Here is a 22,220-nt window from a genome sequence, read left to right as displayed (position 1 = left end):
CAGTTCTTGCTTCTCTTAGGTTTCAGTTCGTTTGCAGAAACGAAACTTTAAGAGAAGTGAGGAGTCCAGGTATGGGCATGACCATGATTGAAAAAATTTTGGCCCGGCATGCTGGGGTGGATCGGGTTAAGCCGGGGGATATCGTTGTATGCGAAGTGGATAAAGTGATCCAGTTGGATTTGGCTTTCGCAGTTCAAGGAATGAACATGATGCCGTTTCGGATTGCAGACCCGGATCGTATTGCTGTGGTATTGGATCACACCGTTCCGTCCCCTAGTGTCCTTGACGCAATGGGACACAAAAGAGCCAGGGAGTTTGTTGAAAAATTTGGCATCAAGAAGTTTTTCGACGTGGGCAATCACGGGATTTGCCACCAGGTGATACTGGAAAACGGCCTCGCATTGCCGGGACAGATTTTGGCATGCACCGACTCTCATACCTGTGCGTCAGGAGCGTTTAACTGTGCGGCAAGAGGAGTTGGCCTCGCGGAGATTTTACAAATCATATGCACCGGGAAAACCTGGTACAAAGTGGCGCCCACCATTAAATTTGTTGTGGAGGGCAAGAAGCCTGACAATGTGTTTGGCAAAGACATTTTTCTGCATATCGCAGGTACGTTCGGCAGTGCGGAAGGGTATAGTGTGGAATTTGCCGGTGAAGGGATCAGCAGCCTGACGATTGACGACCGAGCGACATTGGCTACCATGTGTGCCGAAATTAGCGCTGAATTTGCTACATTTCCGGCAGATGACCTGATCATCAATCATTTGAAAACGGTTACCGATGAACCGTTTGAACCGGCTGATAGCGATCCGGATGCAGAATATGCGGCCGTTCACACGATCAATCTTTCAGAACTGAAACCGTATGTGGCATTACCCGATTTTGTGCCAAATAATACGGTCACTGTCGACACGCTTGCCGATAAAGTGAAAATCCAACAGGCGTTTGTAGGCTCCTGTGCGAATGGAAAATTGGAGGATTTGCGGATTGCCGCCAGCATTGTAAAAGGTAAGAAAGTCGCACCAGGCGTCCGGTTAATTGTCACACCCGCTTCGCAAAAAATATACAAAGAGGCAGTTCGATTAGGGTATGTGGAAACTCTTCTGGAGGCGGGAGCTGTAGTGACAAATTCCACCTGCGGCGCTTGTTACGGTGGGCATATGGGGGTATTGGCGCCAGAAGAAACATGTATTACTTCAAGTACACGTAACTTTAAAGGAAGGATGGGAAGTCCGGAAGCGAAAATCTACATCGGCTCATCGGCGACAGTGGCGGCATCTGCGATTGAGGGATATATCACCGATCCCCGTCCGCATCTGGAAGGAGTGGTATCCGCATGAATGAAATCAAGAAGGTTGTTGAGGGCAGAACATGGGTTTTTTCCGAACCCAACATCAATACGGATTTGATTATGCCGCAGACAGCATTTAATAAGACCGTGGAAGAGCAGGTCAAACTGATTTTTTCGGCAAATCGTCCTGGATGGGTGGATCTGGTTGAACCGGGTGATATTTTAGTCGGCGGAAAAAATTTTGGAACCGGTTCCAGTCGTCCAGGCGCTATGCTGTTAAAAAAATTGGGAATCGGCGGACTGATAGCCGATTCGATTAACGGATTGTTCTACCGGAACTGTGTCAATTACGCATTGCCTGTCATGGAGTGTCCCGGCATTTCAGGACTGGTGACCGAGGGAGACAGACTCCGTATCCATTTTCATGAGGGAACGGTTACGAACCTAGACACGCAAAAACTGATTACCGGCCAGAAAGTTCCCCAGTTTCTTTTAGGGATTATTGAGGCGGGCGGCATTATCGAACAACTGAAAAGAGAGGGGTATTTAGCATGAACGGGGCGAAAAAATTGCGTGAATTGTTAAATAAAGAGGGAATGCTGTTGGCGCCGGGTGCTTTTGACTGTATAACCGCCCGACTGATTGAACAGGCCGGTTTTGAGGCCATATATATGACCGGGGCGGGTACCTCGGCAAGCCGTTTGGGTTTTCCCGATTATGGACTTGCAACGATGACAGAAATGGTAGAAAATGCGGGACGAATTGCAGCCGCCGTACAAATTCCTCTGGTGGCAGACGCGGACACCGGTTATGGAAATGAACTGAACGTGATTCGTACAGTACATGAGTATGAAAGCAGAAATGTGGCCGGGATTCATATTGAAGACCAGGAGTTCCCCAAGAAATGTGGTCATCTTGACAATAAAGAAGTAATTCCTATGCCGGAGTTTATTTCCAAAATCCGGGCGGCAGCACATGAGCGCCGCAACCCAGATTTCCTAATTATTGCCCGGACGGACGCCCGTGCAGTGATCGGTTTTGAGGAAGCTGTGCAGCGTGCAAATGCGGCTCTGGAAGCAGGTGCGGACATGGCGTTTGTGGAAGCACCGCAAACTATAGAGGAAATAAAAGAAATCCCCAAACGGGTGAACGGTCCCTGCCTGCTTAACGTGGTACAGGGCGGGAAAACCCCTCAGATCAATCTGAAAGAGGCGGAGCAGTTCGGATATAAGCTGGCGATTCTTCCAGGAGTTTTGCTTGCTGCCACCGTATTAGCCTGCGACGATGCTTTGGAACAGATCAAGACTACGCATGCACACCCGACATTTAGCAAAAATATTACGATCCGCGAGAAGTTCAGACGGTTCGGTTCTGATGAATGGGATGAACTGCGCAGCCGGTATAAAGAAAATTGAGAGGGGTAGTTTGTCAATGATCCGGATTTCTTGGAATAGAAAATTGAGTATGTTGGCATCTTTCATGCTGGTTTCTGCTTTGGTTTTCGGTTGCGGTCAAAGCGAATCAAAGCCAGCTTCGTCTGAAAAATCGGGTGACAAAATTGACAAAATTGAGATTACCGTTACCCATTATCCAACCGGGTTGTACAGTTTGCCTTATGAAGTTGCTGTTGATAAAGGTTTTTTCAAAGAAGAGAAAATTGAAATTGGTGGTATCGTGCCGGGCAGCGGCGGCGGAACAACGGTTCGGAATGTGCTCTCCGGCAAATTGCCATTTGGGGATGTAGCGACTTCAGCTGCCGCCCAGTCGTTTTTATCCGGCGCACCCATTGTGATTGTGGCTGGTTCTGTGCAAACGTTTAGTGATTCATTTTATGTGACTCGAAAGGATGCCCCTTTTCAGAAAGCGGAGGATTTAGTGGGACACAAATGGGCTTTTACCAGTCCTGGGTCAGCGACAGAAGCCGTATCCCGGTTGATCTTTGAGAAAGCGAACATCGATCCGAAATCGCTTGAATTTGTCTCTTCAGGCGGAATAAATGAGGGATTGACACTGCTCGAAAAGGGCGGGGTTGATGCGACCGTAATCGGGGAGCCATTGTATTCAACGAAAAAGAATGATTACAAAACCCTTTTCCGCTTATCCGACTATGTACCGAAATTCGAGCAGTCGGTGATTGTGACGAGTCCCCAACTAATTCAACAAAACCCGAGTCTGGTCAAACGGTTTTTGACCGCTATACAAAAAGCGGATCAATGGATCTATCAAAATCCGGAAGAAGCAGGAAAGATTTTTGCGAAATACGGGAAAATCGATGAAACAGCTTCAATTGAAGCTGTGAAGGGGTTGGTAAAACTCAACCACTGGACTACTAAAGTGGACGTTGATGGTATGAACAACGTTCTGAAAGGGATGCAGTATACGGGAACGCTCAAAACCGGAACGAAAATTGATTGGAAAGAATTGATGAACCAGACATTTCTGCCGCAGGATCAGCAAATTGACACATCTAAATTAATAGGCAACTGATCTAAGCTTTCTGCCAGGAGCCCATCGTGCCGGATGGAATGGTGGGCTGTTTTTTCCACTTTCGAACAGGAGAGGATGGTGTTGGATGATCCTCGATGTCCAAAACCTGACAAAGGTATATACAAGCGGCGACAAGGAAGTAATTGCTTTGCAAGACATCAATTTGCAAGTTGAGAAAGGAGAATTTATCTCAATTGTAGGGCCGAGCGGATGTGGGAAAACGACTCTGTTGGAAATATTCAGTGGGCTTCGTTCCGCCACTGCGGGCAGTGTCAAGGTGAAAGGGAGGGAGGTGAAAGGACCGCTGCAAGAGATCGGTATCGTATTCCAAGAAGAATCTACTTTTTCATGGCGAACCGTTTTGGAGAATGTGGAGTTTGGGCTGCAGATGCAGGGGGTCAAAAAAGCGGAACGCAGGGAAAAATCGCATGAAATGATTAAACTGGTGGGATTGGAGGGGTTTGAAAAATCCTATCCGCATCAACTGTCGGGAGGCATGCGGCAACGTGTGGCGATTGCCAGAACACTGGTAACAGAACCAGAGATCGTAGTAATGGATGAACCGTTCGGAGCGCTTGACGAACAGACGCGGCTCCTGTTGGGCGGGGAACTTTTGAATATTATGGATAAAACGAACGCCACTGTTGTACTTGTCACTCACAGCATACAGGAGGCAGCCTTATTGTCAGATCGAATTGTAGTGCTCACCGCACGGCCTGGTCAGATCAAAACCGTGATCCCAAGCACATTGCCAAAACCCCGTGATGCATCCGCCTTGACGACTGATGAGTTTGCTTTCATTACGCAAAAAATATGGTCCAATCTAGAGGAGAAGTCTTTGCTTTCCAAGTGATTTGAAACAGGTAAAGTTGGGGGGAACCGAATGCGGAATGAAAGGCTGACAAGAATTACGGTTCGGATATTGATCGTCTTGCTTCCGTTGCTTTTATTTGAAGTGTTGGTTCGCATGCGGATTTTGGATCCGTTTACGTTTATTCCGTTCACTGAAATGATCCGCACCATGGGAAAACTGTTGATGACCCAACAGTTTGTTTCCGACAGTATCATCCCTACCGCTGGTGAGGCAATGGCAAGTTTTATTTCCGCCGCGGTTATCGGTATCCTTTTCGGGATTGTGTTGTGGAGATCTGATTCTCTCTATCACACGGTACAGCCTTACTTGATGCTTTTTTATGCCGTACCGGTTTTTGCTATTTACCCGGTGTTCATCAGCCTGTTTGGCACGGGGCCGTTACCGGTCATAATCGTTGGATTTTTATTTGCGGTGGTGACTGTTATCACCAACACGGCTATCGGTTTTCGGGAAACAAAAAATGTTTTTATAAAAGTCGGAAAGTCTTTAAATCTGAACTTCCGCCAGATGTTATTTCATGTTTACATCCCGGCGGCTTGGCCCTACATTTTTACAGGATTGAAACTGGCCCTTGCCTATTCCATTATTGGAGTAGTCGCCACTGAATTTATTCTTTCTACAAGGGGATTGGGCCACAGCATTGCGTTTGCCTACAACAATTTTGATCTAAAGGGAATGTACGGAGGTATTTTACTTGTGATTGCAATCATCCTAGTTGTTAACACGATTTTAGGTTATTTCGAATCAGCACTCTATAATCGAAATATGAAAGGACATTGAGGGAAGGAGATTGGATGTGTCAAACACTTGGCATTCTGTCGGCCGTTATACACTCCCTGTCGGGTTGTTTATTTTGTGGGAAGCCCTGTATTTGCTCGTGAAAGAACCGGCAATGGCTTCTCCTTGGCAAAGTATTGTTGCGCTAGTTAACAATGCCGGGGAATGGCTCACCGATATCGGCATCACTTTGACTGCGCTGCTTGTTTCTTTTGCGATTTGTGCTGTTATGGGAACGATTTTCGGGTTTTTTGTTGGATTGAGTTCTTTTTGGACGCAGACGATTCACCCCATCCTGCTGGCGCTCTATTCAATTCCCAAAGTTACCTTATACCCGGTGTTTCTGTTAGTGTTTGGCCTGACGGTGGAAGGACGAATCGCATTTTCTGTTTTCCACGGAATATTCCCGATTTGTATCATCTGTATGGAAGCAACTCGGATGATTCCCAAAACGTATTTAAAATTGGCTACAGCTTACCAAATGTCTTTTGTCCAGAAGGTTAGATACATTATCATTCCGGCGATACTTCCGCAGTTGGTTGTCGGGTTGCGGATGGGGTTCAGTCTCTGTTTTCTGGGACTGATATTGTCTGAAATGTTTGCTTCCTATAAGGGGTTAGGGTATCGCCTCACGCACTACATGGCACTGAATCAAACGTCAGCCATTCTGGCGTTGTTCTTGATCGTCATTTTTTTGGCTTTCTTCTTCACTTTTATATTTCTGTTATGGCAGGAAAGAATGGAACGAAAGATTGGCAAAACGGAACGAATGATAGAAGCAGATTCACGTGGGCAGGATCGATCGTGATACCTGCCTGTTAAAAAAAAAAAAAAAAAAGCGAACGAGCGCTCGCTCATGAGAGGATTTTTTCTGTATATTGTAGAAATAGGAGAATAAAGTGTACGAGGATGGCATTCAGCGTGGATAGGGGGATACGGATGTTCGACAAAATTTTGATTGCCAATCGCGGAGAAATTGCGGTTCGCGTCATACGCACCTGCAAACGGATGAATGTAAAGACAGTGGCCGTTTACTCGGAAGCAGATGCGGAAGCGCCGCACGTCAAGTTAGCGGATGAGGCTTATTTGATTGGAGGGTCTCGTGTCAACGATAGTTATCTGAACATTGATAAAATTATTGAAATCGCAAAACAGACGGGGGCGGAAGCGGTCCATCCGGGGTATGGGCTGTTATCGGAAAACTCCGCATTTGCCCGCCGCTGTGAAGAAGCGGGGATTGTGTTTATTGGCCCGAGCCCTGACGTAATTGCCCGCATGGGAAGCAAAATTGAATCCCGCAAAGCGATGGAAGAGGTCGGTGTACCAGTGGTTCCCGGCATCACCCATCCACTCGCTGATGAGGAAGAAGCGGCGCAAGTCGCAAGCAAAATGGGCTATCCGGTGATGCTGAAAGCGTCTGCCGGAGGTGGCGGCATCGGCATGCAGATCGTCCGCAGCGAGGAGGAACTTCGCAAGGCGTTTGCGGGGAACCAAAAACGGGCGACCGACTTTTTCGGGGACGGGGCCATGTATATTGAAAAATATATCGAGAATCCCCGCCATATCGAAATACAGATTCTTGCTGACAAAGCGGGAAACACCGTGTACTTGTGGGAGCGGGAATGTTCGATTCAGCGCCGCCACCAAAAGGTGGTGGAAGAGGCGCCCTCGCCTTTTTTGGATGAAACAACCCGCATCGCAATGGGGGAGGCGGCCGTCCGGGCAGCCAAGTCGCTTGGTTACTCCAATGCCGGCACGATTGAGTTTTTGGTCGATACGGACAGAAATTTTTATTTCCTGGAGATGAACACGCGCTTGCAGGTAGAACATCCGGTGACAGAAGAGATTACCGGCCTGGATCTGGTGGAATGGCAGCTGCAAATTGCGGCAGGGCAATTGCTCACTTTTGGACAATCTGACGTAAAACGGCAGGGACATGCGATTGAAGTGCGGATTTATGCGGAAGATCCGAAAACATTTTTCCCGTCGCCTGGTACCATCACAAAGTTTTCAGTTCCGGAAGGCAAGGGAATTCGCCATGAGCTTGCGGTGAACGAACGCTCGGTCGTAACCCCTTTTTACGATCCGATGATTGCAAAACTGATTGTAACGGGCGATACGAGAGAGGAAGCGATTGACCGGTTGCAGTCAGCGCTTGCCGATTATCACGTGGAAGGGATTAAAACAAATATCCCGATGCTGCAGCAGGTGGCCGCACATCCGGCATTTCGGAGCGGGGATACGACAACCGATTTTGTAACGGTTCATCTGCAGAGGAAGTGAAGGATGTGCCGCAACGCCAAGCGGCAGCAGTCACAAACAAATGTTTTTATTTAAATAGGTGTGGAGGGATTCTCATGAATCAGGTATTGGCAAGTATGGCAGGAAACGTCTGGAAAGTGTTGGTGCAGGCAGGTGACCAGATAGAAGCGGGACAGGAAGTTGTCATTCTTGAATCAATGAAAATGGAAATCCCGATTGAGGCGGAGACAGCCGGCACGGTGAAAGCGGTAAAGGTGCAGGAAGGGGATTTTGTGAACGAGGGGGATCTGCTGGTTGAATTCGAGTAGCCGGAGGAGCGGGAGGGGATGCAGATGCAGACAAAATCGGTGTTATTGGAAAAACGGGACAGCGGCATCGCGGTTCTGACACTCAACCGGCCGCAGGCGGCCAATGCTCTTTCGCTGCAGCTCCTTTATGAACTGCACGAGGCGATTTTTGACATCAAATTTGACCGTTCTGTTCGTTGTGTAATTGTAACAGGGGCGGGCGATCGATCATTTTGTGCCGGAGCGGATTTGAAAGAGCGGGCGGCGATGGATCCTACACAGGTTCGCAAAACGCTCTCTTTAATCAGAAACAACATCAACGAACTGGAACTGCTGCCGCAGCCGGTTATTGCGGCGGTGAACGGCGTTGCGTTTGGCGGCGGCACCGAACTCGCCCTGGCGTGTGATATTCGAATCGCGTCCGAACAGGCAAAATTCGGCCTTACCGAAACATCGTTGGCAATCGGTCTTGTTGAATATGTAATGCCCGGTGGAGAACTGATTGCCAAGTCGCTGCAGATTGCAGAACAAATTGCCCGCAATGCGCCCATTGCGGTGGCGCAGGCAAAGTTTGCAGTTGACAGGGGATATGATGTCGACTTGCACAGCGGGTTGGCCATTGAGGGAAGCGCCTATGAACTTACGATTCCTACGAAAGATCGGTTGGAAGGGTTGCAGGCGTTTCGGGAAAAGCGCCCCCCTGTCTATCGAGGAGAGTAAACACGTGACACTTGGCGAGGGCGGAGAAGGAGGGAGAGTCTTTTGTCATTGGAAAAAGAATTAAAGGAACGGATCGAGCGGATCAAGCAAGGCGGAGCTCCCAAATATCACCGGAAGAATGAAGAGGACGGCAAACTGTTTGTCCGGCAGCGGTTAGAGTTGCTGTTTGATCCCGGCTTCCAACTGGAGGATGCTCTGTTTGCCAACTGTCTGGCGGACGACCTGCCGGCAGACGGGGTGGTGACAGCGATCGGCAAAATTAACGGACAGACGGTTTGCGTGATGGCCAATGATTCGACGGTGAAAGCCGGTTCTTGGGGAGCGCGCACGGTGGAGAAAATCGTCCGGATTCAGGAAACGGCTGACAAAATGCGGGTGCCCTTGCTCTATTTGGTCGATTCGGCAGGTGCGAGAATCACCGACCAGATTGAAATGTTCCCAGGCCGACGGGGAGCCGGGCGAATTTTTTACAATCAGGTGAAGCTGTCGGGCAAAATTCCCCAGATCTGTCTACTGTTTGGACCGTCAGCTGCGGGGGGAGCGTATATCCCGGCGTTTTGCGACATTGTCGTCATGGTCGATGGAAACGCCTCCATGTATCTGGGATCGCCACGCATGGCAGAAATGGTAATCGGCGAACAGGTCAGTCTGGAGGAAATGGGCGGTGCCCGCATGCACTGCTCTGTATCCGGCTGCGGCGATGTTCTGGCGGCCAACGAGCAGGAAGCGATCGCGTTTGCGCGCCGGTATTTGTCTTATTTTCCGGCCAATTTTGCAGAGCGGCCGCCCTGTGTGGAAGCAAAACCGGTAAAACCGTTTGAAAAATCGCTGGAAGAGATCATCCCGGTAAATCAGAATGCGCTGTTCAACATGTACGATCTGATTGAACGGATTGTGGATGACGGATCGTTTCTGGAAATCAAGAAGCTGTTTGCAGCGGAACTGATTACCGGACTGGCGCGCATGGAAGGGCGGCCGATTGGGATTATCGCCAATCAGCCGCGCGTCAAAGGCGGTGTGCTGTTTCACGATTCGGCCGATAAGGCGGCCCGGTTCATTACGTTGTGCGATGCGTTTCACATTCCGCTTTTGTTTCTGGCGGATGTGCCCGGTTTCATGATTGGCACCAAAGTGGAGCGGGCCGGTATTATCCGGCATGGCGCAAAAATGATCTCTGCCATGTCGGAAGCGACCGTACCCAAAATCTCTGTGATTGTTCGGAAAGCTTATGGTGCCGGGCTTTATGCGATGGCAGGACCCGCCTTCGAACCGGACTGCTGCCTGGCGCTGCCGACCGCCCAGATTGCAGTGATGGGACCAGAAGCGGCGGTGAATGCGGTATATGCCAACAAAATCGCAGAACTGCCAGATTCAGAGCGGGCCGCGTTTATCGAAGAGAAACGGGAGGAATACCGAAAAGACATCGATCTTTACCGATTGGCGTCTGAAATGGTGATCGATGGCATTATACCGGCGAATTCCCTGCGCGACGAGCTATCCGCCCGGTTTGCCGCTTATGCCTCCAAGCACTTGACGTTCTCGGACCGAAAACATCCGGTGTATCCGGTTTAGTTTTTGGGAAGTCAGGCACGGAAAGCAAGCTCTATGTTTTCAAAAAACAGTTGTTCACTATCCGCGATTTCGCGGGCAATCGAAACGGCCGGTGTAAAATCGGGCTGGTCAGATTCACTGATTTCTTTCAGAACCATTGCCAAATCGGTCCACTTCAGAGAGAGTTGATTCATTTTAACGGATGGCTGCAGTTGACGGAACGATTCGTTTTTCAACAGTTGTTCCGCTTCCTGCAAAAAGGTGGCGTACATCTTACGAAAAGCGCCGCCGCCCGTGCCGCGTTTTTCGATCACCTGATAGCCGAATCGGGCGACCCATTTCCAATCGGGCAGTTGATCCCATTTTTCCATGCGGGAGGCAAACGATCGCAGGGCGGGCAAACCGCTCGTTTGGTCAGGCGGCTGCAGCATCCGTTTCGCATTCATTACAATTGCCTTTTGCATGGAGACAACCAAATCAAAAGCAGGGATCTGTTCGATAGCCATCCAATGATTTGCCAGCGGCACCGAACCTTCCTTGGAGTCCATCGCATGGGCCAGGTTGTCATAAGAAGTTTCCTGCAAACCGTCACGTTCCGTGTCTGCGACGAAAAAGACGCGCCGTTCGTCATCGTACCCGGCGATTACAATGCCGTGCAGCGAAAAATGGGTCTTCGTGTTGTAGTATTCCAGGTAATGCAGATCGGTCAGAGCGAGTACCGGAATGTTTTTGTCCAAATTTTGCTTGATGGCGGCTGCCGGAAACTCATCGCCAGACTGCCAGTGGATGTCCATGCCGATATTTTGAAACAACACCGGTTCCATTGTGTGTGTACGTCCGTTAAAGAAACGGGAAGGAGATGCGGTGTCCGATTCGATATAAAGAAAGTCCAATCCGCAGGCGAGCCCAAAACAGATCGGTTCCGACAAGGAAAATCCGTTGTATCGCATTACGTCGGCAAGCGCCGTAGAACCGCAATGGACTCCCGCCTGATGTATGAAATCGTTAACGATGTGGCGCATCATAAACTCCCCCCATATGTTGGTTTGTAAACATTACTTAGAAATGATAAGCAAAATTCCTTGTGGTCTGTAAAAATCCTTGCTGTTTGAAAAAAACAACTGTACAAAAAATCGGACACTTGTTGTTGAGTGTCCGGATAATCGAACATTTGGTGTAAGAAACGGGACGAATTTGAACATTGTTCCCTGCGGACCGCGTACAAAATCAACAATGAAACCATTGGCACAAAATTTGCAATCTCAGGGAACACAATGGAACACACATGGGGTGAAAACATGGACATCGGCAGTTGTTTGGCGAGAAATGCAAGACGGCACCCGGATAAATGGGCGCTGACCTGTGAAGGGCGCGATTACACGTACGGAGAGTTTAACCGGTTGGTGAACCGATTGTCGCACGGGTTGATAGCGCTCGGGCTGCAAAAAGGTCAAAAAGTGTCCCTGATGATGAAAAACTCGGATTATTTTGCAATCGCTTTCTTTGCGGCCGCCAAAGCGGGGGCGGTGCTGGTTCCGGTCAATTTTCGGCTAACCGCCACAGAAGTCAATTACATTCTCGATCATTCCGATTCCGTGATGGTGGTCTGTGATGCGGAATTTGCAAATTTGATTGAAGAGGCGCGATCAACGGTACCCGCCGACGCCCATGTGATCGTTGTCGGTCAACCGGCAATCGAGGGCCAGCGGTGAAAATGTGTATTCGGTGGAAGTCGAGCAGGTGTTGTACGGGTATCCGTCCGTGCTGGAAGCAGCGGTAATCGGTGTGCCGCACGAAGTTTGGGGTGAAATGGTGGCGGCCGTCATTGTGCCAAAACCGGGCCAGACGATCGATCTGGAGGAATTGCAAGCGTTTTGCCGTCAGTCTCTGGCAGGCTACAAAATCCCTCGCAAACTTTTCCTTGTCGATCAAATTCCCCGCAACGCATCGGGGAAAGTGTTGAAATACAAACTGCGCGAGGAATTGATAGAACAGCCGCAGGTGAAGTAGGAGCAAGCTCTTAGACGAATCACGAAAAGGAGAGGTACACATGGTGGGATTGGTTTCCTATGGCGCCTATATACCCTATAACCGTCTGGAACGAAAAAAAATCGGCCAGGCGTTCGGCGATCGCCCCGGCAAAGGGGAGAAAGCGGTAGCCAACTTTGACGAAGACAGTGTATCGCTGGCTGTCAGCGCCGCGCTTGACAGCCTGCAGGGATTTGAAACCGATTCGGTGGACGCGCTGTATTTTGCCACCACGTCAGCGCCTTATCTGGAAAAACAGTCTTCCGCGACGATTGCGTCTGCGCTTGATCTGCAGCCGGAAGTCCGTGCATCCGATTTTGGCGGATCCTTGCGCGCCGCTTCTTCGGCGATGATTGCCGCTTTTGATACGGTAAAAGCAGGGGCAACCCGCGTACTGGTGGCAGCGGCAGATTGCCGGTTAGGCGCTCCGCAGGGCCAAAATGAGCAGTTGTTCGGGGACGGGGGAGCCGCATTTTTGATCGGGCAAGGCCCGGAAGTGATAGCGGAAGTCAAGTCGATCAGCAGCCGCACACAGGAACAAATCGGAAACTGGCGCAGTCAGGACGATCGGTTCGAAAAAAGCTGGGAAGACCGCTTCGTGCAAAAAGTGTATGCCGAAACTGTCGCACAGACGGTGCAAACGATTCTGGTGGCAAGCGGGCTGCAGCCAGCCGATTTTGCCAAACTGGTGATCACTGGCCCGAATCCGCGCGCTGCTTTGGCAGTGGCGAACGGACTCGGTTTTCAGCCGCAGCAGATTCAGGATGAGTTGGTAGATTGGGTGGGAATGGCCGGTACCGCTCATGCGCCGATGATGTTGGCTGCCGCAATGGAACAGGCGCAACCGGGTGAACGAATCCTGTTTGTGAATTTCGGCGAAGGATGCGATGCCATTCTGTTTGAAGTGACCGACGCGATCCGCAACCTGTCTCCCCGACGCGCGATCAGCGGTCATCTGGAGCCGAAAGACAACCATCTGGAATATAACAACTATCTGAAATGGAAAGGAATTCTGCAGACCGAACCGGCCAGACGACCGGAAACACCGCGTCCATCGGTACCGGCCATGCAGCGCAATTATCGTCAGAATCTGGGGTTTTACGGATCGAAATGTTTGGCCTGCGGGACGCCGCAGTTTCCGAAACAGCGGGTGTGTGTGCAGTGTCAGGCGGTCGACCAGATGGTCGAATACCGTTTTTACGGCAAATCGGCAAAGGTGGCTACGTTTACAATCGATCACCTGGCGGCCACTCCGGCGCCACCGAGCGTTGTTGCGGTAGTTGATTTTGACGGCGGCGGCCGGGTGATTTGCGAAGTGACAGATGTAGATCCTGCCGAAATGAAAATCGGCATGGAATTGGATATGACGTTCCGTCGTTTGTATGCGGCCGGCAGTATTCACAATTACTTCTGGAAGGCGAAACCAAAGCGCGCGGTTGCAGGCGGGCAAGGTGCCAACCAGGCAGCGCAAAATCCGCAATCTGCAGATGAGTCGAACAAAACGAAAGCAACAGAGGGGGTACGGTCATGAGACGCAAAGGAATCAAGGATCAGGTAGCTGTCATCGGCATGGGCTGCACCCGGTTTGCTGAACATTGGGACAAAAGCGTCGAAGATTTGCTGGTAGAGGCCGCATATGAAGCGTTTGCCGATGCGGGCGTCGAACCAACCGACATCGAAGCATGCTGGTTGGGCACATTCACATCCGGGCTTGCCGGATTGACATTGTCAGGTCCCTTGAAAACACAATACTTGCCGGTAACCCGGGTGGAAAACATGTGTGCGACCGGTTCCGAAGCGTTTCGCAACGCGTGCTATGCGGTGGCGGCGGGTGCTTACGATATGGTGTTGGCCATCGGCGTCGAAAAGCTAAAAGATTCCGGCTACAGCGGATTGGCGGTCACGGGCCCCGATTCGGACGGGACAGCACCTGACATTACGGCGCCTGCTGCCTTCTCGTTTTTGGCACCGGCCTATTTTAACAAGTACGGTTTGGATTCGGAGCAGGGCAAAGAGGTGTTGGCCCGTATCGCCTGGAAAAACCACCGGAATGGTTCACTCAATCCGAAAGCGCAGTTCCGCAGCGAGGTGCCGATCGAATCGATCCTGAAATCGCCGACGGTCGCTGCTCCGCTTGGGATTATGGACTGTTCGGGCGTGGCGGATGGTGCAGCGGCAGCGATTATCGTCCGCGCGGAGGATGCTCACAAATTCCGGAAAGACCCGATGTATGTGAAAGCGTTGACGATTGCCGCCGGGCCTGGGGACGGCAGACTGCGGCAGGATTTTGATTTTACTTCGATCCGGGAAAATGTGTGGGCCGCCAAAGATGCTTATCAACAGGCCGGTATTACGGAGCCGCGCAAACAGATCAGCATGGCGGAAGTACACGACTGCTTTACCCCGACCGAACTGGTGATTTATGAAGATCTTGGTTTCAGCGAACGGGGGCAGGCCTGGAGAGATGTGTTAAACGGTGTTTTTGATCTGGAGGGCGAACTGCCTGTCAACCCGGACGGCGGATTAAAATCGTTCGGTCATCCGATAGGTGCCAGCGGGCTTCGGATGCTGTATGAAATGTGGCTGCAATTTCAAGGCAAAGCCGGCAAACGGCAGCTCGACAATCCGAAAATCGGCCTGACGCACAATCTCGGCGGATTTCCCTGGCAGTGCGTATCGTTCATTTCGATCGTCGGCAAGGAAATCGGGTAGCAGAGCAAGGGAGAGGGGAGTCACTCAGACAGGGGAGTCAGTGAAACAGGGAAGTAGTTGTTTCGCAAGGCAAATGCGAAAGGGGGCAGGGTTGGATGAACCGTACGATTTTTAAGGAAGAACACCAACTGTTTCGCAAAACGCTCCGTCAGTTTCTGGACAAAGAAGTGGCGCCGTATTATGACCAGTGGGAGGAAGATCGGCTGATTCCCCGTTCTCTTTGGATCAAAATGGGCCAACAGGGATACCTCTGCCCGACACTTGATGAAGCGTATGGCGGTGCATCCGCAGATTGGCTGTATTCGGTGGTCATCTCGGAGGAAATGTCACGAATCGGCGGCGGCTTGGGAGGATTCGGTCTGCACAATGATATTGTCGTTCCCTACATCGAAGCATACGGAACGGATCAACAGAAACAGCGCTGGCTGCCGAAATGTACAACAGGCGAAATCATCACCGCGATTGCCATGACAGAGCCGGGAACCGGTTCTGATCTGGCCCGCATCAGTACCACCGCCATCCGGGACGGCGACCATTATGTACTGAACGGCCAGAAAACGTTCATTACAAACGGGATTCAGTCCGATCTGGTGATTGTCGCCTGCAAAACAGATCCGAAAGCAGTTCCGGCCTATAAAGGGGTCAGCTTGTTAGTGGTGGAACGCGGCATGCCCGGTTTTACGAGGGGCCGCAAATTGAACAAAATCGGGCTGCACAGCCAGGATACGGCAGAACTGATTTTTGAAGAAGTGCGGGTGCCGACCGACAATCTGATCGGCCGTGAAGGGCAAGGATTCCTATACCTGATGCAAAAACTGCAGCAGGAGCGGCTGGTGGTGGCCATTGGCGCGATGATTGGCGTGGAGGAAATGTTAAACATGACGGTCGATTATGTCAAAACGCGGGAAGCGTTCGGACAGCCGATCCGCAAGTTCCAAAACACACAGTTTAAAATCGTCGAAATGGCTACAGAAATCGAGATTGGGCGCGTGTTTGTCGATCAACTGATTGAAGAACATATGGCAGGCAAAGACATCGTCACCAAAGTGTCAATGGCCAAATGGTGGACCACAGAGCTTGCCAAGCGAGTCGCTTCCCAGTGTTTGCAACTGCATGGCGGTTACGGGTACATGGAAGAGTACAAAATCGCCAGAAGATTTCGCGACACGCCGGTCAGCGCCATTTTTGCCGGCAGCAACGAAATCATGAAAACGATCATCGCCAAAAATATGGGGTTGTAACCGTAGGGGGAAAAAGTATGATCTTGACCACGGGCTTTTGGAATACGGTACGCAACAAACCGAATAAAATCGGCATACTTGACGGTGATGTGCAGTTCACATACGGCGAATTCGGGCATCGTGTGACGCGATTGGCGGGCGCCCTGCAGGAAATGGGAATTCAAAAAGGCGACCGGGTCGGCATGCTGCTCTTGAACAGCTTTCATTATCTTGAGATTCTGTACGCCAGTTTGGTTTGCGGAGCGATCGTGGTTCCGTTAAATGTGCGGTTGGCGCCGCCGGAAGTATCGTTTATGATCAACGATTCGGGCGCCAAAGTATTGTTCTTTCATCGTGAATTTGTACCCGTTATTCAGGCGGTGCGGCAAGAGATGCAAACGGTTAACCACTATGTACTGGCGGCACCGCAAATGACAGAAGGGGTGGATGCCTTATCCTATGAAGATCTGATCGATCGGCTGTCAGTCTGGCAGTCTGTCGAGATCGACGAGCAGGACGTGGCCGGGATTTATTATACAGGCGGCACCACCGGAGCGCCGAAAGGCGTGATGCTGACACACAAAAATCTGACTGTCAACGCATTCCAGGTCGGGATGAACTCCGAATACAATAAAGATACCGTCTATCTGCATGCAGCACCGATGTTCCATCTGGCGGACGGCGGCAGCACATTTGCTTTGACGATGCTTGGCGGCACCCATTCTCATGTTCGCATGTACGACACGCAGAAGGTGCTGGAAACTATTGAGCGAGACAAAGTCACACATACGTTATTGGTACCGACGATGATCAACATGCTGGTCAACGATCCCGATTTGGATCAATACGATTTGTCCTCGCTGAAACGGCTCGCGTACGGGGCGTCGCCGATTCCGCCGGAAGTGTTGCGCAAAGCGATGCAGGTTCTAAACTGCGAATTCGGTCAGGGATACGGTATGACAGAAGCGTCTCCGTTGCTTACCTCCCTGTCTGCGGAACATCACGTGCTGGATGGTGATGAACGGGATGCAAGACGCTTGTCGTCCTGCGGATTGCCCGTTTTTCAGGTGCGGATCAAGGTGGTCGATCCTGACGGAAATCCTGTTCCACCCGGCACAGTTGGCGAAATTGTTGCCAGAGCTCCCAACATCATGAAAGGATACTGGAACAGGCCGGAGGAAACGGCTGCCGTATTGAAGGATGGTTGGTATTATACGGGTGACATGGCAACGATAGATGAAGACGGTTTTCTTTACATTGTCGACCGCAAAAAAGACATGATCATTACCGGCGGGGAGAACGTCTACTCGGTGGAAGTAGAGAACGTCATTTACACCCACCCGGCTGTTTTAGAAGCGGCTGTCATTGGAATTCCGGACGCAAAATGGGGCGAAGCGATTAAAGCGGTCGTCGTCCTGAAACCGGGTCAATCGGCGAGTGAGGCAGAATTGATGGCGCACTGCCGGTTGTCGCTGGCCAATTACAAGGTTCCGAAATCGGTGGATTTTGTTGATGCATTGCCGAAGTCAGGGGCCGGCAAAATTCTCAAGCGGACACTCCGCGACCAATACTGGAGCACGAACGGACGACAGGTGAATTGACGCCTCTCTGACAGATTGCCGAAAATCCATAAACATCATGTGAAGACTGGAGGAGAACTATGAGTCATTTATATTTGAAAGAAGAACATCGTATGTTTAGAAACACGCTGCGCAAGTTTTTGGAGAAGGAAGCGGTTCCCTATTTTGACCAATGGGAGGAAGAGCGGATGATTCCCCGTTCCTTCTGGAAAAAGATGGGGGATCAAGGCTACCTCTGTCCCGATGTCGATGAAAAATACGGCGGTTCCGGAGCGGACTGGGGCTATTCGGTGGTTATTAACGAGGAATTGGAGAGGGTCGGCTCCGGTATGGTGGGAATCGGCCTGCACAACGATATTGTGGTTCCGTATCTCACTTCATACGGAACGGAAGAACAGAAACAGCGCTGGCTGCCCGGCTGCACCCGCGGCGACATCATCACCGCCATTGCAATGACTGAACCGGGTACAGGTTCCGATCTGGCAAACGTCCGCACGACGGCGGCTCGAGACGGCGATCATTATGTGTTAAACGGCCAGAAAACATTTATTACAAACGGCATTCAATCCGATCTGGTGCTTGTCGTGGTTAAAACAGATCCGAATGCGGTTCCCAAACACAAAGGAATTAGTTTGATCTGGGTGGAACGCGATACACCCGGTTTCTCCCGAGGACGCAAACTGAACAAAATCGGGCTGCACAGCCAGGACACGGCAGAATTGATTTTTGAAGATTGCCGTGTGCCTGTTTCGAACCTGTTGGGACAAGAAGGCCAAGGTTTTAAATATCTGATGGATAAGCTGCAGCAGGAACGGCTGATTGTGGCGATCGCGGCGCAGGTGGCGGCGGAAGAAATGATTAAAATGACGGTCGAGTATGTGAAAACGCGGGAAGCGTTTGGTCAACCGATCAGCAAATTCCAGAACACACAGTTCAAAATTGTGGAAATGGCGACCGAAGCAGAAGTCGGTCGCGCCTTCCTCGATCAGTTAATCGCGGATCATATGGCAGGAAAAGAAATCGTGACACGTGTCTCGATGGCAAAATGGTGGATTACTGATATGGCCAAACGGGTGGCCAGCCAATGCGTACAGCTGCACGGCGGCTATGGATATATGGAAGAATATCCGATTGCACGCCGTTTCCGGGACATCCCCGTTTCGGCGATTTATGCCGGAACGAATGAAATCATGAAAACGATCATAGCCAAAAACATGGGGCTGTAAGGAGGAACATGCATGAGCAGAGACTTCAGCGGCATCATCGGCAAACAGTTTGAACCGTTTACGTTTGCCATCGAACGCGGTAAAATCCGCGAGTTCGCCATGGCGATCGGCGACGGGAATCCGATTTATTATGACCGTTTGCGCGCGGAACAGGAGGGATTTGCCGATTCGCCGATCCCGCCCACCTATGCGACGGTGATTGAAATGTGGGGCGGTACCGACTTTTTTGAGATGACCAAGGCGCTTGATATCAATCCGCTGAAGGTGCTGCACGGAGAGCAGGAATATGAATACCTTGGCGATATCTATCCGGGCGATCAGATTACGGGCCGGACAACGGTCAAAAATGCGGTTTCCAAAGCGAGCGGCAGCGGCGGCATGAACCTGTTCACGCTGGAAACGGAATACACCAACCAGGCGGGAGAGAAAGTGTTGGTCGCCCGTTCGGTGATTATCGAAAGACATTAGCCAAAGGGGGCATAAGCGATGCAACAATCGCAAGTAACAGTCGGGCAGGAATTTCCTGTTGTTGAGTCGCCGGAAATCACACACATCCAACTTGTCAAATATGCGGGTGCATCGGGCGATTTCAACCCGATTCACACGGTGGTTCCGATCGCGGAAAAAGCGGGTCTGGGCGGCGTTATTGCACACGGCATGCTGATTATGGGATTGGCCGGCCGGGCGATTACCACCTGGATTCCGCGCAAAAATCTGCGCCGATTCGGTGTTCGTTTCACCGCCATGACAAGACCGGGTGAACAGATTATCGTCACAGGGAAAGTGTTGGAGCAGATCACGGCGGGTTCGGAAAACCGTCTTCGTTGTTCAGTCGAGGCGAAAAATCAGGCGGGTGAAACCAAACTGAAAGGTGAGTTTGAAGTGGCCCTGTAGTATCAGGGCGATGGAAAGCAGGAGAAGCAGCCAATTATTATCGTTAAAGGGGAGGGAAGCAAATGAAAATGTTGGAAGGTAAAGTAGCCATTATTACCGGCTCCGGGCGAGGTGTCGGTCGGGCAACTGCAGAATTGTTTGCCGAACACGGCGCCAAAGTCGTCGTAAATGATCTCGATGCGGGTCCGGCAGAGGAAACGATCGCTGCCATCCGTGCAAAAGGAAGTGAAGGCGTCAGCGTTGTAGGGGATGTAACAGCGGCTGATTTTCCAAAACGGGCGATTGCGGCCGCGATCGACTCGTTCGGCCGACTGGATATATTGGTCAACAATGCGGGTTATACGTGGGACGCTCTGATTCACAAAATGACAGATGAACAGTTCCAGAAAATGCTCGATGTACATCTGATTACACCGTTCCGCATGATCCGGGAAGCATCTCCTTATATGCGGGACGCCGCAAAAACGGAAATCGAGCAAGGCATCACCAACTACCGGAAAATCGTCAATGTAACGTCTGTTGCCGCATTTGGCAACGTGGGGCAGGCCAACTATTCTTCCGCAAAATCGGGCTTGATCGGTCTGACCAAAACGGTTGCCAAAGAGTGGGGACCGTTTAACATCAATACGAATGCGGTGGCATACGGTTTAGTAGATACCCGTTTGACGCAGGAAAAAGAAAAAGGCGAGACCGTTCAAGGCGTGGCGGTCGGGATTCCCAGCAAAGTTCGTAAAATGTTTGAACAAGCCATTCCGCAGCGCCGTGCAGGCACGCCGGAAGAAGCAGCGTCGGTCATTTTGTTTCTGGCGTCCCCGCTTTCGAACTACACGAACGGCCAAGTGGTGCATATGAACGGAGGATCCTACACGTAAGAGCAAGTAAGCTGCGGCAGCCCGTTGGAACCGGGTTGCCGCAGGATTGATACATAAGTGTTTTGAATGAAGGGAGTGACGCCGATGCTAAAGGGGATCGTTGTGGCCGATTTTTCGCGGTACTTGCCAGGACCTTATGCCACTGAGCGGCTTGCGGAAATGGGGGCGCAAATCATTAAGGTGGAACCTCCCAAAAGCGGCGATCCGGCTCGATTGGTAGGTCAGCAGTCGGGGACGGGTCCTGTTTTTCTCGCCAATAACCGCAGCAAGAAAAGTATTACGATCAATCTGAAACACCCGAGCGGTCAGGAATTGGCGTTTCGTTTGGCAAGCCGGGCAGATGTCGTGATCGAAGGATTCCGGCCCGGTGTGGCAGATGTGATGGGAATCGGTTATGAAAAAGTGCGGCAGGCGAAACCGGACATTGTCTACTGTTCGCTCACCGGTTACGGACAGACTGGACCGCTTAAAGATCTTGGCGGTCATGATATCAACTATATGTCGTACAGCGGCGTGCTGTCCCAATTAAGGGATCAGGCAGGGCGTCCTATCCAGCCGGGCATCCAGTTCGCCGATCTGATTGGCGGCATAACCGCATCGGAAGCGATTTGCGCGGCGCTTGTCAAACGGCAGTTGACAGGAGAAGGATCCTTTCTCGACATTTCCATGACAGATGCGATGATCGGACTGATGGCCAACCATGTAATGATTCAGCACCTGACCGGGATAGAGACAGGCGTTCCGCAGTTAGGCGGCAGTATCGTTTCCTACTGCATCTATGAAACAAAAGAAGGACGGTTTATCAGTCTGGGTGCGCTGGAAGTAAAGTTTTGGGAGAACTTTTGCCGCGCCGTCGGGCGTGAAGAGTGGATCGCAGCTCATTTTAGCGCGGCAGCGGACACGAATCCGATTTTTGTGCAGGTGAAAGAAACGTTTCGCAGTAAAACGTTCGCTGAGTGGAGCCGTTTTGCGGAAGAAGTGGATTGCTGTATGGCGCCCATTCTGACAACAAGTGAGATGATGAAACATCGGCAGGCGGCAGAAAAAGGACTTGTCGAACGTCAACAATCGGCTGATGGGATCTCTTTGGCGGTTACCCATACATCGGCAGGCGGCTACCAGCCTGATTTGCGCACTGAACCTGCCGCTTTTCTGGGGCGGGATACAGAGGAAGTGCTTGCCACCGTGCTGAAGCTTTCAGCGGAGGAAATCGGGGAGTTAAGGAATCAGGGGGTCGTATGAGTCTTACAAAAATTGTGTGGGTTTCATGGAAAAGAAGGGAAATTTCCTCTCTGCACAGAATATTTTAACAGCTTGGAAAGTATAAAAATGTGATATTCCATCACCATTTTTATACTTTCGGCTGTTGAAAAAGACTTCCTCTATTCGACGCCGCTTCTTCTTGAATATGCTTCGATAGAAGCGTTATTTATCAG

Annotated in this window: 23 protein-coding genes; 22 read left to right on the top strand and 1 reads right to left on the bottom strand. The window is 50.8% G+C overall.

Annotated elements, in window-relative coordinates; translation table 11 throughout:
• Positions 1 to 71 precede the first annotated feature (71 nt).
• The 11 genes from skT53_RS05660 to skT53_RS05610 all read left to right on the top strand — a co-directional run bounded on the left by skT53_RS05660 (position 72) and on the right by skT53_RS05610 (position 10,273).
• Positions 72 to 1,343: a 3-isopropylmalate dehydratase large subunit gene (locus skT53_RS05660; RefSeq protein ID WP_200760184.1), complete on the top strand. Its 1,272-nt coding sequence runs from the start codon at positions 72 to 74 to the stop codon at positions 1,341 to 1,343.
• Positions 1,340 to 1,849 (top strand): LeuD/DmdB family oxidoreductase small subunit, encoded by a 510-nt coding sequence (locus skT53_RS05655; RefSeq protein ID WP_200760183.1) that lies wholly within the window; start codon positions 1,340 to 1,342, stop codon positions 1,847 to 1,849. Before skT53_RS05660 ends, skT53_RS05655 begins: the two co-directional genes overlap by 4 nt.
• Positions 1,846 to 2,709 (top strand): isocitrate lyase/PEP mutase family protein, encoded by an 864-nt coding sequence (locus tag skT53_RS05650; RefSeq protein ID WP_200760182.1) that lies wholly within the window; start codon positions 1,846 to 1,848, stop codon positions 2,707 to 2,709. Before skT53_RS05655 ends, skT53_RS05650 begins: the two co-directional genes overlap by 4 nt.
• Before the next feature lie 16 nt (positions 2,710 to 2,725).
• On the top strand, positions 2,726 to 3,781 hold the full coding sequence (locus skT53_RS05645) for an ABC transporter substrate-binding protein (protein WP_200760181.1): 1,056 nt from the start codon (positions 2,726 to 2,728) through the stop codon (positions 3,779 to 3,781).
• Between the two features lie 85 nt (positions 3,782 to 3,866).
• Positions 3,867 to 4,634, top strand: coding sequence for an ABC transporter ATP-binding protein (locus skT53_RS05640; protein WP_200760180.1), 768 nt, complete (start codon positions 3,867 to 3,869; stop codon positions 4,632 to 4,634).
• A gap of 30 nt (positions 4,635 to 4,664) precedes the next feature.
• The gene (locus skT53_RS05635; protein ID WP_200760179.1) at positions 4,665 to 5,435 is read left to right on the top strand and encodes an ABC transporter permease; all 771 of its coding nucleotides are present in this window, start codon (positions 4,665 to 4,667) and stop codon (positions 5,433 to 5,435) included.
• A gap of 16 nt (positions 5,436 to 5,451) precedes the next feature.
• On the top strand, positions 5,452 to 6,240 hold the full coding sequence (locus tag skT53_RS05630; RefSeq protein ID WP_200760178.1) for an ABC transporter permease: 789 nt from the start codon (positions 5,452 to 5,454) through the stop codon (positions 6,238 to 6,240).
• Positions 6,241 to 6,371: 131 nt separating this feature from the next.
• On the top strand, positions 6,372 to 7,715 hold the full coding sequence (locus skT53_RS05625) for an acetyl-CoA carboxylase biotin carboxylase subunit (protein ID WP_200760177.1): 1,344 nt from the start codon (positions 6,372 to 6,374) through the stop codon (positions 7,713 to 7,715).
• Between the two features lie 74 nt (positions 7,716 to 7,789).
• Complete coding sequence (locus skT53_RS05620; RefSeq protein WP_200760176.1) at positions 7,790 to 8,002, top strand: acetyl-CoA carboxylase biotin carboxyl carrier protein subunit; 213 nt, start codon at positions 7,790 to 7,792, stop codon at positions 8,000 to 8,002.
• 24 nt (positions 8,003 to 8,026) lie between these two features.
• On the top strand, positions 8,027 to 8,701 hold the full coding sequence (locus skT53_RS05615) for an enoyl-CoA hydratase-related protein (RefSeq protein ID WP_200760175.1): 675 nt from the start codon (positions 8,027 to 8,029) through the stop codon (positions 8,699 to 8,701).
• Between the two features lie 42 nt (positions 8,702 to 8,743).
• Complete coding sequence (locus skT53_RS05610; protein WP_200760174.1) at positions 8,744 to 10,273, top strand: acyl-CoA carboxylase subunit beta; 1,530 nt, start codon at positions 8,744 to 8,746, stop codon at positions 10,271 to 10,273.
• A gap of 11 nt (positions 10,274 to 10,284) precedes the next feature.
• Here the strand turns inward: skT53_RS05610 and skT53_RS05605 are convergent, their stop codons facing one another.
• Positions 10,285 to 11,274 (bottom strand): BtrH N-terminal domain-containing protein, encoded by a 990-nt coding sequence (locus skT53_RS05605; protein WP_200760173.1) that lies wholly within the window; start codon positions 11,272 to 11,274, stop codon positions 10,285 to 10,287.
• Positions 11,275 to 11,550: 276 nt separating this feature from the next.
• Between skT53_RS05605 and skT53_RS18985 the strand changes: the two genes are divergently transcribed.
• The 11 genes from skT53_RS18985 (at position 11,551) to skT53_RS05555 (ending at position 22,026) form a co-directional block, all read left to right on the top strand.
• Positions 11,551 to 11,964: an AMP-binding protein gene (locus skT53_RS18985; protein WP_318978597.1), complete on the top strand. Its 414-nt coding sequence runs from the start codon at positions 11,551 to 11,553 to the stop codon at positions 11,962 to 11,964.
• 4 nt (positions 11,965 to 11,968) lie between these two features.
• The gene (locus skT53_RS18980) at positions 11,969 to 12,262 is read left to right on the top strand and encodes an AMP-binding enzyme (protein WP_318978596.1); all 294 of its coding nucleotides are present in this window, start codon (positions 11,969 to 11,971) and stop codon (positions 12,260 to 12,262) included.
• 40 nt (positions 12,263 to 12,302) lie between these two features.
• Positions 12,303 to 13,811 carry an OB-fold domain-containing protein gene (locus skT53_RS05595; RefSeq protein ID WP_200760172.1) on the top strand — a complete coding sequence of 503 codons (1,509 nt, stop codon included), beginning with the start codon at positions 12,303 to 12,305 and terminating at the stop codon, positions 13,809 to 13,811.
• Positions 13,808 to 14,992 carry an acetyl-CoA acetyltransferase gene (locus skT53_RS05590; RefSeq protein WP_200760171.1) on the top strand — a complete coding sequence of 395 codons (1,185 nt, stop codon included), beginning with the start codon at positions 13,808 to 13,810 and terminating at the stop codon, positions 14,990 to 14,992. Before skT53_RS05595 ends, skT53_RS05590 begins: the two co-directional genes overlap by 4 nt.
• Positions 14,993 to 15,087: 95 nt before the next feature.
• Entirely contained in the window at positions 15,088 to 16,233 is a 1,146-nt protein-coding gene (locus tag skT53_RS05585; protein ID WP_200760170.1) for an acyl-CoA dehydrogenase family protein, read from the top strand.
• A 17-nt stretch (positions 16,234 to 16,250) separates the two neighbouring features.
• Positions 16,251 to 17,813: a fatty acid--CoA ligase gene (locus skT53_RS05580; protein WP_200760169.1), complete on the top strand. Its 1,563-nt coding sequence runs from the start codon at positions 16,251 to 16,253 to the stop codon at positions 17,811 to 17,813.
• Positions 17,814 to 17,872: 59 nt separating this feature from the next.
• Positions 17,873 to 19,018, top strand: coding sequence for an acyl-CoA dehydrogenase family protein (locus skT53_RS05575; RefSeq protein WP_200760168.1), 1,146 nt, complete (start codon positions 17,873 to 17,875; stop codon positions 19,016 to 19,018).
• 12 nt (positions 19,019 to 19,030) lie between these two features.
• Positions 19,031 to 19,486: a MaoC family dehydratase N-terminal domain-containing protein gene (locus skT53_RS05570; protein WP_200760167.1), complete on the top strand. Its 456-nt coding sequence runs from the start codon at positions 19,031 to 19,033 to the stop codon at positions 19,484 to 19,486.
• Between the two features lie 18 nt (positions 19,487 to 19,504).
• Positions 19,505 to 19,912: a MaoC/PaaZ C-terminal domain-containing protein gene (locus tag skT53_RS05565; protein ID WP_200760166.1), complete on the top strand. Its 408-nt coding sequence runs from the start codon at positions 19,505 to 19,507 to the stop codon at positions 19,910 to 19,912.
• A 62-nt stretch (positions 19,913 to 19,974) separates the two neighbouring features.
• Complete coding sequence (locus skT53_RS05560) at positions 19,975 to 20,784, top strand: SDR family NAD(P)-dependent oxidoreductase (RefSeq protein ID WP_200760165.1); 810 nt, start codon at positions 19,975 to 19,977, stop codon at positions 20,782 to 20,784.
• Between the two features lie 84 nt (positions 20,785 to 20,868).
• Entirely contained in the window at positions 20,869 to 22,026 is a 1,158-nt protein-coding gene (locus tag skT53_RS05555) for a CaiB/BaiF CoA transferase family protein (RefSeq protein WP_200760164.1), read from the top strand.
• Positions 22,027 to 22,220: the final 194 nt, after the last annotated feature.

Source organism: Effusibacillus dendaii (assembly GCF_015097055.1).
In the GTDB taxonomy this organism is placed as follows: Bacteria; Bacillota; Bacilli; order Tumebacillales; family Effusibacillaceae; genus Effusibacillus; species Effusibacillus dendaii.
The sequence above is the reverse complement of the archived record's forward strand: the minus strand, read 5'-3'. Positions and strand labels throughout refer to the sequence as shown.